The 13,217-nt window shown below is 70.4% G+C and carries 16 protein-coding genes; 10 read left to right on the top strand and 6 right to left on the bottom strand.

The features are described 5' to 3' along the window. Position 1: 1 nt before the first annotated feature. The 5 genes from ACGFY5_RS11605 to ACGFY5_RS11585 all read left to right on the top strand — a co-directional run bounded on the left by ACGFY5_RS11605 (position 2) and on the right by ACGFY5_RS11585 (position 3,539). Positions 2-1,135, top strand: a complete 1,134-nt coding sequence (locus ACGFY5_RS11605; RefSeq protein ID WP_392719530.1) for an acyl-CoA dehydrogenase family protein — start codon at positions 2-4, stop codon at positions 1,133-1,135. Beyond that, positions 1,132-1,596 carry a MaoC family dehydratase gene (locus ACGFY5_RS11600; RefSeq protein WP_392719529.1) on the top strand — a complete coding sequence of 155 codons (465 nt, stop codon included), beginning with the start codon at positions 1,132-1,134 and terminating at the stop codon, positions 1,594-1,596. Before ACGFY5_RS11605 ends, ACGFY5_RS11600 begins: the two co-directional genes overlap by 4 nt. 54 nt (positions 1,597-1,650) lie before the next feature. Further along, positions 1,651-1,983 (top strand): YciI family protein, encoded by a 333-nt coding sequence (locus ACGFY5_RS11595; RefSeq protein WP_392719528.1) that lies wholly within the window; start codon positions 1,651-1,653, stop codon positions 1,981-1,983. Positions 1,984-1,993: 10 nt separating this feature from the next. Then, positions 1,994-3,193, top strand: a complete 1,200-nt coding sequence (locus tag ACGFY5_RS11590; RefSeq protein WP_392719527.1) for an RNA polymerase sigma factor — start codon at positions 1,994-1,996, stop codon at positions 3,191-3,193. Between the two features lie 145 nt (positions 3,194-3,338). Next, entirely contained in the window at positions 3,339-3,539 is a 201-nt protein-coding gene (locus ACGFY5_RS11585) for a hypothetical protein (protein ID WP_392719526.1), read from the top strand. 1 nt (position 3,540) lies between these two features. On the opposite strand, the gene ACGFY5_RS11580 is transcribed toward ACGFY5_RS11585, so the two are convergent. Genes ACGFY5_RS11580 through ACGFY5_RS11565 form a run of 4 tightly spaced genes read right to left on the bottom strand, consistent with a single transcriptional unit; the run spans position 3,541 to position 7,223 of the window. Continuing rightward, complete coding sequence (locus ACGFY5_RS11580; protein WP_392719525.1) at positions 3,541-4,002, bottom strand: MaoC family dehydratase; 462 nt, start codon at positions 4,000-4,002, stop codon at positions 3,541-3,543. Then, the gene (locus ACGFY5_RS11575) at positions 3,999-5,471 is read right to left on the bottom strand and encodes a long-chain fatty acid--CoA ligase (protein ID WP_392719524.1); all 1,473 of its coding nucleotides are present in this window, start codon (positions 5,469-5,471) and stop codon (positions 3,999-4,001) included. Before ACGFY5_RS11575 ends, ACGFY5_RS11580 begins: the two co-directional genes overlap by 4 nt. Further along, entirely contained in the window at positions 5,464-6,333 is an 870-nt protein-coding gene (locus ACGFY5_RS11570) for an amidohydrolase family protein (protein ID WP_392719523.1), read from the bottom strand. Before ACGFY5_RS11570 ends, ACGFY5_RS11575 begins: the two co-directional genes overlap by 8 nt. Continuing rightward, positions 6,330-7,223 (bottom strand): SDR family oxidoreductase, encoded by an 894-nt coding sequence (locus ACGFY5_RS11565; RefSeq protein ID WP_392719522.1) that lies wholly within the window; start codon positions 7,221-7,223, stop codon positions 6,330-6,332. Before ACGFY5_RS11565 ends, ACGFY5_RS11570 begins: the two co-directional genes overlap by 4 nt. 54 nt (positions 7,224-7,277) lie before the next feature. On the opposite strand from ACGFY5_RS11565, the gene ACGFY5_RS11560 reads away from it, so the two are divergent. The 4 genes from ACGFY5_RS11560 to ACGFY5_RS11545 all read left to right on the top strand — a co-directional run bounded on the left by ACGFY5_RS11560 (position 7,278) and on the right by ACGFY5_RS11545 (position 9,797). Then, positions 7,278-7,700, top strand: a complete 423-nt coding sequence (locus ACGFY5_RS11560; protein ID WP_392719521.1) for a MarR family winged helix-turn-helix transcriptional regulator — start codon at positions 7,278-7,280, stop codon at positions 7,698-7,700. Between the two features lie 88 nt (positions 7,701-7,788). Beyond that, a complete protein-coding gene (locus ACGFY5_RS11555) occupies positions 7,789-8,901 on the top strand; it encodes an NDMA-dependent alcohol dehydrogenase (protein WP_392719520.1) in 1,113 nt (370 codons plus the stop codon). 44 nt (positions 8,902-8,945) lie between these two features. Then, a complete protein-coding gene (locus tag ACGFY5_RS11550; RefSeq protein WP_392719519.1) occupies positions 8,946-9,371 on the top strand; it encodes a universal stress protein in 426 nt (141 codons plus the stop codon). A gap of 162 nt (positions 9,372-9,533) precedes the next feature. Then, positions 9,534-9,797 (top strand): hypothetical protein, encoded by a 264-nt coding sequence (locus tag ACGFY5_RS11545; protein WP_392719518.1) that lies wholly within the window; start codon positions 9,534-9,536, stop codon positions 9,795-9,797. A 38-nt stretch (positions 9,798-9,835) separates the two neighbouring features. Here ACGFY5_RS11545 and ACGFY5_RS11540 read toward each other — a convergent pair whose 3' ends face one another. Further along, positions 9,836-10,396: a TetR family transcriptional regulator gene (locus ACGFY5_RS11540; RefSeq protein WP_392719517.1), complete on the bottom strand. Its 561-nt coding sequence runs from the start codon at positions 10,394-10,396 to the stop codon at positions 9,836-9,838. Positions 10,397-10,400: 4 nt separating this feature from the next. Between ACGFY5_RS11540 and ACGFY5_RS11535 the strand changes: the two genes are divergently transcribed. After that, on the top strand, positions 10,401-11,828 hold the full coding sequence (locus ACGFY5_RS11535) for an MFS transporter (protein WP_392719516.1): 1,428 nt from the start codon (positions 10,401-10,403) through the stop codon (positions 11,826-11,828). Here ACGFY5_RS11535 and ACGFY5_RS11530 read toward each other — a convergent pair. Continuing rightward, positions 11,814-13,208, bottom strand: coding sequence for a glucose-6-phosphate dehydrogenase (locus ACGFY5_RS11530; protein WP_392719515.1), 1,395 nt, complete (start codon positions 13,206-13,208; stop codon positions 11,814-11,816). The genes ACGFY5_RS11535 and ACGFY5_RS11530 overlap by 15 nt on opposite strands. Positions 13,209-13,217 lie beyond the last annotated feature (9 nt).

Below are 13,217 nucleotides of genomic sequence, written 5' to 3'. Positions count from 1 at the left end.
GGTGACCGACTTGTTGTCCGAGGAGTATCGCGACCTCGCGCTCGCGGTCCGGGATTTCGCCCAGAAGGTGGTCGCTCCGGTGGCCGCCAAGCACGACGCCGAGCACTCGTTCCCGTACGAGGTCGTGGCCGGCATGGCCGAGATGGGCCTGTTCGGGTTGCCGTTCCCCGAGGAGCACGGCGGCCAGGGCGGGGACTACTTCTCGCTGTGCCTGGCGCTGGAGGAACTCGGCAAGGTCGACCAGAGTGTCGCGATCACGCTCGAGGCCGGGGTGTCGCTCGGCGCGATGCCGGTCTACCGGTTCGGCAACGACGCGCAGAAAGCGGAGTGGCTGCCGCAGCTGACGTCCGGCCGCGCGCTGGCAGCGTTCGGGCTGACCGAGGCAGGCGCCGGCAGCGACGCCTCCGGCACCCGCACCACCGCGCGCCTCGACGGCGACTCGTGGGTGATCAACGGGTCCAAGCAGTTCATCACGAACTCCGGCACCGACATCACGACGCTGGTGACGGTCACCGCCGTCACCGGCACGAAAGAGATTTCGACGATCCTCGTGCCGACCACGACCCCCGGTTTCCGCGCCGAACCCCCGTACGACAAGGTCGGCTGGAACGCCTCCGACACGCACCCGCTCTCGTTCGACGACGTGCGCGTACCGGCCGAGAACCTGCTCGGCGAGCGCGGCCGGGGATACGCCAACTTCCTCCGCATTCTCGACGAGGGGCGCATCGCGATCGCGGCGCTGGCGACCGGTGCCGCGCAGGGCTGCGTCGACGAGTCCGTGCGGTACGCGAAGGAGCGGGTGGCGTTCGGATCGCCGATCGGCCGTCACCAGGCGATCGCGTTCAAGATCGCGCGGATGGAGGCGCGGGCCTACACCGCGCGCGTCGCCTACTACGACGCCGCCGCGCGGATGCTGGCCGGTCAGCCGTTCAAGAAGCAGGCGTCGATCGCGAAACTGGTGGCGAGCGAAGCGGCGATGGACAACGCCCGCGACGCCACGCAGATCCACGGCGGCTACGGCTTCATGAACGAGTACGCGGTGGCCCGGCACTACCGGGACAGCAAGATCCTGGAGATCGGCGAGGGCACCACCGAGGTTCAGCTCATGCTCATCGCGCGGGAGGTCGGGCTGTGAGGCGGGAAGTCCAGCGGGGTCTGTGGTTCGAGGAGTTCGAGACCGACGTCGTCTACGAGCACCGCCCCGGCCGCACGATCACCGAGGCCGACAACGTGCTGTTCACGACGCTGACGATGAACACGCAGGCCCTGCACCTGGACGCCGCGTTCGCCGCGGAGACCACGTTCGGCGAGCGCCTGGTGAACTCGATGTTCACGCTCTCGACGCTCGTCGGGCTCTCGGTGGCGCAGCTGACGCAGGGCACGATCGTCGCGAACCTCGGCTTCGGCACGGTGAAGTTCCCCAAACCGCTGTTCCACGGCGACACGCTCTACGCCGAGACGGTCATCACCGACCTGCGTGAGTCCAGGAGCCGCCCGGGCGAGGGCATCGTGACGTTCGAACACACGGGCCGCAACCAGCACGGCGACGTCGTGGCCACCGCGGTGCGGACGACATTGGTGAAGAAGAAGCCGTAGTAATCCTCGGATCCCGTTCGTCATTGTGGTGACAGAACGCGAAAGAGGAGAGCGATGAAGTACCTGATGCTGGTGTGCACCGACCCCGACCACACGCCCGGCGAGAACGACGGTGCTCCGGACGTGGAGGACTGGGTCGCCGAGATGGACGGGAAGGGCATCCGTCTGATCGGCGACCGCGTCCGCCCGGCGAGCGACGCCACCACGGTCCGCGTCCGCAACCGGGAGGTCCTGCTCACCGACGGGCCGTACGCCGAAACGAAAGACCACATCGCGGGGTTCGACGTACTCGAGTGCGCCGACCTCGACGAGGCCATCGAGGTCGCGTCGCGGCACCCGATGGCCTGGAACGGCCTGATCGAGCTGCGGCCGTTCTGGCCGCTGTGACACAGCCGCTGTGACGATCAACGACCGCATCGCAGCGGTCTACGCCGACGGGTGGAGCCGGATCGTGGCAACCATGATCCGCTTCACCGGCGGTGACTGGGACCTCGCCGAGGAGTGCGCCCAGGACGCCTTCGCCCAGGCGCTCAAGACCTGGCCCACCACCGGCGTGCCCGACCAGCCGCTGGCCTGGCTCACCACCACCGCACGCCGGCGCGCGATCGACCGGATCCGCCGTGCGAACACCGAGGCGGCGAAGCTCCAGGAGGTGGTGACCGTGACGCCCGACGCGCAGAGTTCAGACATCCCCGACGAACGCCTCGAGCTCATGTTCACCTGCTGCCACCCGGCCCTGAACATCGAAGCGCAGGTGGCGCTGGTGCTCCGCGCGCTCGCCGGACTCAGCACCGCCGAGATCGCCCAGGCGTTCCTGGTGCCCGAGAAGACGATGGGCCAGCGCCTGTTCCGCGCGAAACAGAAGATCCGCCACGCGGGGATTCCGTTCCGCGTGCCGTCCGCGCAGACGCTGCCCGACCGGCTCTCCGCGATCCTGCACGTGCTGTACCTGCTCTACAACGCCGGTTACGGCGACCCCGCGAGAGCGCGCCTGGGCCAGGAGGCGATCCGGCTCGCCCGGGCACTGACCGAACTGATGCCCGACGAGGCCGAGGTCATCGGCACCCTCGCGCTCCTGCTGCTGCACGAGGCCCGGCGCCCGACCCGCGTCGACGCCGACGGCCACCTGGTGACGCTCAGCGAGCAGGACCGGTCCAGTTGGGACCAGGACCTCATCGCGGAGGGCGCCGAACTCTGCGAGCGGGCGCTGCGCCGCGGCCGCGCCGGACCCTTCCAGCTCCAGGCGGCGATCGCGGCCTGCCACGCCACCGCACCCACCGCCGGGGCCACCGACTGGCCACAGATCGCCGGCCTCTACACCGAGCTCGTGCGGATCGCCCCCAGCGCGGTCACCGAGCTCAACCGTGCGGTCGCGATCGGCGAGGCCGACGGGCCCGAGGCGGCGCTCGCGCTGGTCGACGCCCTCCCCGGGCTCGAGGACTACTACCTGTTCCACGCCACGCGCGCCGACCTCCTGCGCCGGCTGTCCCGCCCGCAGGAGGCCGCCGACAGCTACCGCGCGGCGCTGCGCACCGCACCCACACAAGCCGAACGACATTTCCTCGACGCCAGACTGCGCGAGGTCGGTGCAAGCTGACCTGCGGCGTGCGTGACAGGTTTACGCTAGTCATGCACGGGTCGCTCGGTGGGGACCAGGTGGAGCGGCTCGAACGCACATCGTCCGGGGGAACCCCATGCCGAATGACGCGTATCGTCCTGTTCGTTTGTACGCCGGTCAGCTCGTGTGGAGAGGCGTCTTACCGCGCCAGACCGTCGGTGACATCCTCGGCCACCTCCAGCAGCGCGCCGCGTCGGCGGGGCGGGCCACCGACGGGTTCCTGGACATCGCGGCCGAGGAAGGCCGCGACGGCTCGGGGCGGCTGGTGGTGCGCTGGTCGGCGATCGACGCGCTGGAACTGCTCGACGAGTCGACCGCCGCGTAGATCAGCGCGGGCCGTACGTCCGGAAGATGGGCTCGGCGATGCACACCGGCTTCGCCGCGCCCTCGGCCTCGATCACCGCGCCCACGGTGAGCTGGTAGCCGCCGTCCACCTCGTCGACGCTCGTGAGCGTCGCGGTGAGACGGATCTTCGAGCCCACCGGCACGGGCGCGGGGAACCGCACCTTGTTCAGGCCGTAGTTGACGCCCATCGTCGCGTCGGTGACTCGTAGGACCTGCGACCACATCGGGATCAGCAGCGAGAGCGTGAGGTAGCCGTGCGCGATAGGGCCGCCGAACGGGCTTTCAGCCTTGGCGCGCTCCGGGTCGGTGTGGATCCACTGGTGGTCACCGGTGGAGTCGGCGAACAGGTTCACCCGCTCCTGGGTGACCTCGAACCAGTCACTGGAACCCAGTTCCGTGCCGGCGAGTTTCGGCAGTTCGGCCACTGTGGTGGTGGTGCTCATGAAAGAACGTCCTTCCGGAGGTCGGGCTTGAAGATCTTGCCCGTTGCGGTCTTGGGGAGTTCGGGCACGAACCGGATCTCGTGCGGCACCTTGAACCCGGCCAGTCGCTCGCGCAGCGCGTCGCGCAGAACGTCGGCATCGGTAGGAGCGGAAGCTACGACGAACGCGAGGCCGACCTCGCCCCAGCGGGCGTCCGGGACGCCGATGACGGCGGCCTCGACGACACCGGGTAGTTCACGCAGCGCGGACTCGACCTCGGCGGGATAGATGTTCTCGCCGCCGGAGATGATCAGGTCCTTGTAGCGGTCGCGGATGAAGAGGAAGCCGTCGGCGTCGATCGAGCCGGCGTCACCGGTGTGGTACCAGCCGTCGACCAGCACCTCGGCGGTCTGCGCCGGCTCGTTCCAGTAGCCGGCCATGATGTTCGGACCCTGCACGACGACCTCGCCGATCTCGTCGGCGTCGGCCTGGCTGCCGTCCGGGCGGACCACCCGCAGATCGGTGAAGAACACCGGCTTGCCCGCCGAGCCGACCTTGCGGACGGCGTCCGCGGAGTCCAGCACCGTGCACCCGGGCGCGGCCTCGGTCATGCCGTAACACTGTTGCATGGTGACACCCCGATCGAGCCACGTCCGCAGCGTCGGCAGCGGGAGCGGGGCACCGGCGGCGCCGATCGTGCGTAAGGCGGACAGGTCGCGCGTGCGGAAGCCGGGTTCCCGCGCCATCGCGTCGAGCATCGTGGGAACCGCGAAGAACGACGTGACCCGCTGCTCCTCGATCACGGCGAGCGTCTCGGCGGGGTCGAACCGCCGCACGAGCACCGCGCAGCCGCCGCGCAGGAGCGTCGGGTTCACGGTGCCGTTGAGCCCACCGATGTGGAACAGGGGAGCGAGCGCCAGCGTCCGCTCGTCCTGCGCGAAGTCCATGCCCATGAACTGGTTGACGGCGTTCCAGGTCATGTTTCCGTGGGTGAGCACCGCACCCTTGGGCTTCCCGGTGGTGCCCGAGGTGTACATGATCAGGCAGGGATCTTCGAGCGAGACGCTCAGGTCGCGGAACTCCGGCTCGGGAAGACGCTCGTCGAGCTCCTCCGTCGCCACCCAGTGGCGCACGTGGGTGCCCTCCCGCACGCGGTCCGGGAGATCTCCGTGGACGACGACCGACGCGCCGGAGTGCTCGAGCACGTACCGGGCCTCGGGTGCGGCGAGCCGAGCGTTGACCGGCACCCACACCGCCCCGAGCTGACCGCACGCGTAGAGGGTCTCCAGCGCGGCCGGGTGGTTGGTGCCGAGCCAGGCGACCCGGTCACCGGGCCGGACGCCGAGCCCCGCGAGCGCACCGGCGACCTGCCGGACCCGGTCGGAGAACTGTTCGTGCGAGGTGGTGACACCCTCGAACCACAGCGCGTCCCGATGCGGCGAGATCTGCCGGCGCCGCTCCGGCCAGGAGCCGAGCCCTGCGTTACGCACGGCTCAACCCTAGAGCCCGGATGGCGTTCTGTTTCATGATCAGCGGACGGACGTCGTCTTTGATCTCGAGCTTTTCGAAGTCGCTCACCCAGCGCTCCGGGCGCAGCAGCGGGTAGTCCGAGCCGAACAGCACCTGGTTCTTGAGCTGTCGGTTCGCCGCGTGCACGAGCTGCGGCGGGAAGTACTTCGGCGACCAGCCCGACAGGTCGATGTAGACGTTCGCCTTGTGGGTGGCCACCGAGATCGCCGCGTCCTGCCACGGAACCGAGGGGTGGGCCATGATGATCGTCAGGCCGGGGAAGTCGGCGGCGACGTCGTCGAGCAGCATCGGGTCGGAGTAGCGCAGCTTGATGCCGCGGCCGCCGGGGAGGCCGGCGCCGATGCCGGTCTGGCCGGTGTGGAACAGCGCCGGGACGCCCAGCGCCTGCAGCTCCTCGTAGAGCGGGTACACGCCCCTGTCGTTCGGCAGGAAGTTCTGGAAGCTCGGGTGGAACTTGAAGCCGCGGACGCCGTGTTCCTCGACGAGCCGCCGGGCTTTCCTGATCCCGGCGACGCCCCGGGCCGGATCGATCGAGCCGAACGGGATCAGCACGTCGGGGTGCTGTGCGGCGAGGTCGGCGATCTCCTCGTTCGACAGCGCCGGCTGACCGGTCGCGGCCTCCGCGTCGACGGTGAAGATCACCGCGGCCATGTTGAGCCGGCGGTAGTCCTCGGCGATCTGGGGAACTGTCGGGTCGTACGGTTCGCCCTTGAAGTACTTCGCGGCCGCGCCGCTCAGTTCGTCGTCGAGCGCGAGGTGTCCGTGCTGGTCGGCGTGGACGTGCACGTGGACATCGATGGCCGTGAGGGCGTCGACGTTCATCGCGGCGCCTCCGGGAGCTGCTGGCCGACGGTCTGGATGCTGCCGGAGAACTGGGACGCCCAGACGTCGGCGATCGCGTCCGCCGACCAGCCGGTGCCGTCGGCGAACTCGACAGCGACCTCGGTGGGGTGGCTCCAGAGCGCGAGGCGGTCGCCGCCGACGCCGATCGCCTGGCCGGTGATGTCGGCTGCGGCGTCGGAGGCGAGGAACGCGACCAGCCCGGCGGCGTCCTCCGGCGGACCGAAGCCCAGCTCGCGGCGGGCGAACGGCGGGAGCGGCTCTCCGGCCTCCAGCGCGTCGACGTACGGCTTGAGGAACGGGACCGTCGCGGTCATCGCGGTCGCGGCCACGGGCACCACGGCGTTGACCGTGATCCGGGCACGGGCGAGCTCCATCGCCCAGGTGCGGACCATGCCGACGATGCCGGCCTTGGCCGCGGCGTAGTTCGTCTGCCCGAAGTTGCCGACCTGCCCGGTGGGGGAGCCGATGCAGATGATCCGGCCGCCCTCACTCTGCTCACGCAGCTTGATCGCCGCGGCCCGGGTGCACGTGAACGTCCCGCGTAAGTGCGTGGTGATGACGTCGTCGAACTGCTGGTCGGTCATCTTCCAGAGCGTCGTGTCGCGCAGGATGCCGGCGTTGTTGACCAGGATGTCGAGTCGGCCGAACTCGGACACGGCCCGGTCGACGAGCGCCTGGGCGACCTCGGAGGTGCCCACCGGGGCGACCACTGCGGTGCCGTTGACCGCTTTCGCGGCTGCCTCGGCCGCATCGGGATCCACGTCGTTGACGACGACCTTCGCGCCGTGGGCGGCCAGCCGCTGGGCGTAAGCCAGCCCCAGGCCTCGCCCGCTACCAGTGACGATCGCTACTTTGCCCGTCAGATCCATGGGGCCACGGTAGGGTCAACCATTGAGAGTGTCAATTAATGAGGAGCTCCACTAATGCCGTTCGTCGACAACATCGGTTTCTTGATGTCCCGGGCGAGCGGCCAGCTGGTTCGCGCGACGAACGCGGCCCTGGCCGAGCACGGCCTGCGCGTCCGCCAGTACTCGGTGCTGAGCGTGGTGTGCGAGTCGGCCACGGGGGAGTCGCAGCGTGACCTCGCCGAGGTGCTCGCGCTCGACCCCAGCCAGGTCGTCGCACTGGTCGACGACCTGGTGCGCGCCGGGCTGGTCGAGCGCCGGCCGTCGCCGGCCGACCGGCGGACGAAGCTCGTCGTGCCGACGGCCTCGGGGCGCACCGTGCGGCAACAGGCGGCAACCGGGGCCGAAGCGCGGCTCGCGGCCGCCCTCGAGCCGCTCGACGCGGACGAGCGGGCGCTGCTCCGCACCATGCTCACGAAGCTGGTCTTCGTACCGGTGTGAACCGTCATTCTTGGGAATCGGTCACAGTTTCGGCCTCGCGGGACCACGATGGGTCGTATCCAGCTCAACGTCAGAGCGAGGAGCGCCCATGAAAACCCAGGCCGCCGTCGTCTACGAGCCCGGTAAGCCGATCGAGATCGAAGAAGTCGAACTGGACCGCCCGCGCGACGGAGAGGTACTGATCCGGTACCAGTACGCGGGGTTGTGCCACTCGGATGTCCACATCGCCCACGGTGACCTCGAAGCCCGGTTGCCGATGGTGCTCGGCCACGAAGGCGCCGGGGTCATCGAGGAAGTCGGGCCCGGTGTCACCCGCGTGAAGCCCGGCGACAGCGTCGTCTGTTCGTTCATCCCGAACTGCGGCGTGTGCCGGTACTGCGCGAACGGCCAGCAGTCGATCTGCGATCTCGGTGCGACGCTGCTGGAGGGCTCGCTGCCCGGTGGCCGGTTCCCCATCAGCGGCCGCAACGGTGAGTACGGCGCGATGTGCCTGCTCGGCACGTTCAGCCAGTACGGCGTCATCCACCAGAGCTCGGTGGTGAAGGTCGACGACAGCCTGCCGCTGGACAAGGCCGTGCTGGTCGGGTGCGGTGTGCCCACCGGGTGGGGATCGGTCGTCAACACCGCCGAGGCGAAGCCCGGCGACACGATCGTGATCCTCGGCGTCGGCGGCATCGGCATCAACGCGGTGCAGGCCGCCGCGTTCGCCGGGGCGAAGAACGTCATCGCGATCGACCCGCTGGAGATCAAGCGGAACAAGGCGCTCGAACTCGGCGCCACCCACGTGTTCGCGTCGGCCGGTGAAGCACTTGCGGCGGTCTCCGACCTCACGCACGGCCAGATGGCCGACTCCGCGGTCCTCACGCCGGGCCTGCTCACCGCCGAGAACGTCGGCGACGGGTTCAACCTGGTGGGCAAGGCCGGCATCGTCGTGCTGACCGCGCTCAACAAGCTGGACGAGATCAACATCCAACTGCCCGGCTCGATCCTGACGCTGTTCCGCAAGCAGATCCGCGGCAGCCTGTTCGGTGACTGCAACCCCACCACCGACATCCCGAAGCTGCTCGGGCTCTACCAGAACGGCAACCTCAAGCTGGACGAGATCATCACGCGCTCGTACCGGCTGGAGGAGGTCAACAAGGGCTACGAGGACCTGCTCAACGGTGAGAACGTGCGGGGCGTCGTCATCCACGAGCACTGAGTTCTTCGCTCCCGGCGTTCCGCGGTACGGCATAGTGATCTCCCGTGGAACGCCGGGGTGCCCTCGTTCTGGCCGGTGTGGACGGTAGCCCCACGTCGGTACGGGCCGGGGCGTACGCCGCCGGCCTGGCCCGTCGCCAGGGGGCCGAGTTCCTCGTCGTCTACGTCGCGTCCCGGCCGGCGCTCGCGTCGATGTCGCCGGAGGCGGTGCAGGTCGCCGAGGAGGCCGTGGAGCACTCGATCGCGGAGCTGCGGGAGAGCGTCGAGGCGTCGGCCGCGTGGGCGCAGATCCCCGTGCGGTTCCTCGCCGTGCGCGGCGACCCGTTCACCGAGATCTGCCGTGTCGCCGGCGACGAGCGGGCCGACGTCGTCGTGGTCGGCGCGTCGACGCACGCGGGCCACCGCTGGGTGGGTTCCCTGGCGGTCCGCCTGGTCAAGGCCGGCAAGTGGCCCGTGACAGTGGTGCCGTGAGGCCCGGCGCGGCGCGGGGCGGGAGCGCCCGGGATGCGGGGCGGGTGCGGTGAGCGGGGCGGCTCCCCGGGTGGGTGCTCGACGGGAGCGCGGGGCGGCTCGGGCTTGAGCATGCCCTCGCGCTACCGATTTCCTCGTTGACCGCACAACGAGGGGGTGGACATGACCGAGATTTCGAGCGTCACCGCGACGAGCACCGCGCCGCAGCCGGTGGCCGCGCCGGTGGGCAGGCACTTCGCCTACGTGCTGCAGGGGCTGATCGGGGCGCAGCTGGCGCCGACGTCCGCCGTGGCCCCCGAGCCCGCTCCCGCGGCGCTCCCGGCGGGCATCCCGACCGGGGCCGTGACCGTCGGCCCCAACGGCCCGACGACGATCGGCGCCTTCCGCTTCTGGCACCGAGTACTCCCCGTAGGCGCCGACGCCTAGCCCGCGCCGGGCCTGGCCCCGTCGTACGCCGGGCCGGCTCAGGCGAGCAGGGCCTCGATCATCGTCGTGAGCGGCTCTTCGAGATCGGCCGCCGTCGCCGCCGACAATGGTTCCACGCCGGGGGACGCCCGGAGCAGCGCGATCCCGAGCGAGGTCGCCAGCACGATCTGAGCGCGCAGCAGCGCTTCGTCATGCGTGGACGTCTCCGCGAGCCGCGCGCTCGCCGCGTGCAGAAAACGGCGCCGCGCGGCGTCCGCGCGCTCGTCGCCCGACGACCGCAGCAGAAGCAGCAACCCCTCGTTCACCGGCAGCGCCGCCTCCGGCCCGGCGATCCGGCTCGCGATGTTCGCCGCGATCACCGCGGGGGAGCCGACCTCCGTCGCCTGGTCCAGCTCGGTCACCGCATCCGCCAGACACGCCTCGAACAACCCTTCCTTCGACGTGAAGTAGCGACTGATCAGCGCCACGTTCACCTCGGCCCCCTCGGCGATCTCGCGCACCGACATCGTCGCCGCGAAACCGTCACGCGCGAACCGGCGCTTCGCCTCGTCGAGCAGCAGCCGACGGGTGCGGGCCGAATCCCGGGGTTTGCCTGCCACGGGAATGCCCAGCGGCACGCTGCTGGTGCTCTACCTCTCGCTCGGCGGCCTGGCCTACGCCGTACTCCAATCGCTGGTCTCACCGGCGCTGGGAACGATCGGCCGAGACCTTGAGGTCTCCACCAGCGACGCCAGCTGGATCGTCACCGCGTACCTGCTGTCGGCCTCGGTGCTGACGCCGGTGCTGGGCCGGCTCGGTGACATGGTCGGCAAGCGCACGGTGCTGATCGGCGTGCTCGCCGCGCTCGGCGTCGGCACGCTCGTCGCCGCGCTCGCGCCCAACCTCACCGTGCTGATCGTCGCTCGCGTGCTGCAGGGCGCCTCCGGCGCGATCATGCCGCTGTCGATCGGCGCCGTCCGCGACGAGTTGCCGCGCGAACGCGTCAGTGTCGTCGTCGGCCTGCTCTCGGCGATCTTCGGCATCGGCGCCGGTGTGGGCATCGTCGCCGCCGGGCCGATCGTCGAGCACCTGTCGTGGCACTGGCTGTTCTGGCTGCCGCTGGTGCTGATCGTCATCGCGCTGGCCGGCGTCGTCCTCGGCATGAAGGAGTCGCCGGTCAAGAAGCCCGGCAAGCTCGACCTGATCGGCACCGGCATCCTGTCGGTCGCGCTGGTGGCACTGCTGCTGGGCATCAGCAAGGGCCAGGCGTGGGGCTGGGGCGACGCCAAGACGCTCGGCCTGATCGCGCTCGGTGTCGTCGCCCTGGCGGTGTTCGTGCCGGTCGAGCTGCGGGTGCGTGAGCCGCTGATCGACATGCGGCTGATGAAGCACCGGGGCGTCTGGGCGACCGACCTGGTCGCGCTGATCCTCGGCTTCGCGATGTTCGGCACGTTCCTGCTCGTGCCGACGCTGCTCCAGCTCCCGGCCGGGACCGGCTACGGCTTCGGCAAGTCGGTGACGACGTCGGGGCTGTTCCTGCTGCCGACCGTGGTGGCGATGGTCGTGTTCGGGCCGATCGCCGGGATCCTGGTCCGCCGAATCGGGCCGAAGCTTCCGCTCTTCGCCGGTGCGCTGCTGGTCGTGGCCGCGTTCACGGTGCCCGCGCTCGCGCACGGCGAGACCTGGCAGGTGCTCGCGTCCGGCATCCTCACCGGCGCCGGCATCGGCCTGGCGTTCGCCGCGATGTCCAACGCGATCATCGAGGCCGTGCCCGCCGGTCAGACCGCCGAGGCGACGAGCGTCAACACGATCGCCCGGACGATCGGGTCCAGCATCGGCACCGCGATCGTCGCGGCCGTGATCACGTCGAACAGCAACCCGCAGGGCCTGCCGACCGACGACGCGTTCACCGCCGGGTTCTGGGTCTGTGCCGGGGTCGCGGTGCTCGCGGTCCTCGCCGCGCTCGCGCTGCCGGGTGCGCGCCGCCGGCAGGAGGAGGCCGCCGAGCTGGGCATCGACGACCTCCCCGCGGTGCAACTAGCCGCCCAGTAGCGAATCCGAAGGGCCGGTGCTGCCGGCGGGGTACTCCTGCAGCGGGACCTCGCCGGCGCGCCAGGCGTCGAGCACGGGCTGGACGATCCGCCAGCACACCTCGGCCGTGTCGCCGCGTACCGACAGCGTCGGGTCGTCCTCCAGCACCCCGCGGAGCACCTCGCCGTAGGGTGGCAGCTCCCCGGGCCCGAAGTCGGTGCCGAGCGTCGCCGGGTCCAGCACGAACGGGTCGCCGGGGCCGTTGATGTCGACGTCGAGTTCGAGCCGGTCGGGGCTGAACAGGATCCGCAGCCGGTCCGGGCGGTCGGGGCCGGTCAGCCCGGTCGGCACCCACGGAGCCGGCTTGAACGTCACGACCGCCTCCTTCCGGCGGCCGCCGAGCGCCTTGCCCGAACGCAGCCGGAACGGGACGCCCGCCCAGCGCCAGGTGTCGACAGCGAGCACGATCTCGGCCAGCGTCTCGGTGCCGCGGCTCGCGTCCACGCCGGACTCGTCGGCGTAGGACGGCAGCTGCCGGTCGCCGATCGTCCCGGCCGTGTACCGGGCGCGGCGACTCGACGCCCGCGCGTCATCGCCCCACACGTGCGTCGCCCGCAGCACCTGCGCCTTGCTGTCGCGGAACTCGTGCGCGTCCAGGCTCGGCGGCGCATCCATCGCCAGCATCGCCAGGATCTGCAGCAGGTGGCTCTGGATCATGTCGACGAGCGCGCCCGCACCGTCGTAGTAGCCCGCGCGGCTCTCCAGCCCCAGGTCCTCGTCGAACACGATGTCCACGGACTCCACGTGCTGGTTGTTCAGCACCGGCTCGAAGATCCGGTTGGCGAACCGGAGCCCGAGGATGTTCAGCACCGTCGACTTGCCGAGGAAGTGGTCGACCCGGTGGATCTGCGTCTCCGGCACCAGCTGTACCAGCAGCGCGTTCAGCGACTGTGCCGTCTTCTCGTCGACGCCGAACGGCTTCTCGAGCACGAGCCGGGTGCGGTCGGGCAGGCCGATCTCGCGGAACGCCGCACACGCCTTCGCGGTGACCGAGGGCGGCAGCGCGAAGAAGATCACCACCTCGCCCTGGCAGGCGTCGAGCAGGTGCTTCAGGTCGTTCTTGTCGGTGACGTCGGCGCGCAGGTAGCGGGCCTCGTTCGCGACGGCGCTGTGAGCGGCGTCGCCCTCCGGAACGGCGCTGTCCGCGGCCTTGTCGTCCCGGCCGAACGACTCCCGGACGCGGGTGCGCCACGTGTCGTCGTCCCAGTCGTCGGTGCCGGCGCCCACGAGCGACAGATTTTTCCTGCCTTCGAGCGCCAGCAGAGCGCCGAGCCCGGGGAGGAGGAGGCGTGCGGTCAGGTCACCGCTGGCGCCGAGGATGAGCAGGGTCTGTTGCGTCATGCATCGGCC

Origin of the sequence: Cryptosporangium sp. NPDC048952 (assembly GCF_043197895.1) — a bacterium.
In the GTDB taxonomy this organism is placed as follows: domain Bacteria; phylum Actinomycetota; class Actinomycetes; order Mycobacteriales; family Cryptosporangiaceae; genus Cryptosporangium.
This window is presented reverse-complemented; position numbering and strand designations above follow the sequence as displayed.

What these genes read in the sequence shown, in the direction of transcription:
- ACGFY5_RS11595 (WP_392719528.1), top strand. Translation starts at nt 1,651, where the DNA reads ATGAAGTACCTGATGCTGGTGTGCACCGACCCCGACCACACGCCCGGC.
- ACGFY5_RS11580 (WP_392719525.1), bottom strand. Translation starts at nt 4,002, where the DNA reads ATGAGCACCACCACCACAGTGGCCGAACTGCCGAAACTCGCCGGCACG.
- ACGFY5_RS11570 (WP_392719523.1), bottom strand. Translation starts at nt 6,333, where the DNA reads ATGAACGTCGACGCCCTCACGGCCATCGATGTCCACGTGCACGTCCAC.
- ACGFY5_RS11565 (WP_392719522.1), bottom strand. Translation starts at nt 7,223, where the DNA reads ATGGATCTGACGGGCAAAGTAGCGATCGTCACTGGTAGCGGGCGAGGC.
- ACGFY5_RS11560 (WP_392719521.1), top strand. Translation starts at nt 7,278, where the DNA reads ATGCCGTTCGTCGACAACATCGGTTTCTTGATGTCCCGGGCGAGCGGC.
- ACGFY5_RS11555 (WP_392719520.1), top strand. Translation starts at nt 7,789, where the DNA reads ATGAAAACCCAGGCCGCCGTCGTCTACGAGCCCGGTAAGCCGATCGAG.
- ACGFY5_RS11545 (WP_392719518.1), top strand. Translation starts at nt 9,534, where the DNA reads ATGACCGAGATTTCGAGCGTCACCGCGACGAGCACCGCGCCGCAGCCG.
- ACGFY5_RS11535 (WP_392719516.1), top strand. Translation starts at nt 10,401, where the DNA reads ATGCCCAGCGGCACGCTGCTGGTGCTCTACCTCTCGCTCGGCGGCCTG.
- ACGFY5_RS11530 (WP_392719515.1), bottom strand. Translation starts at nt 13,208, where the DNA reads ATGACGCAACAGACCCTGCTCATCCTCGGCGCCAGCGGTGACCTGACC.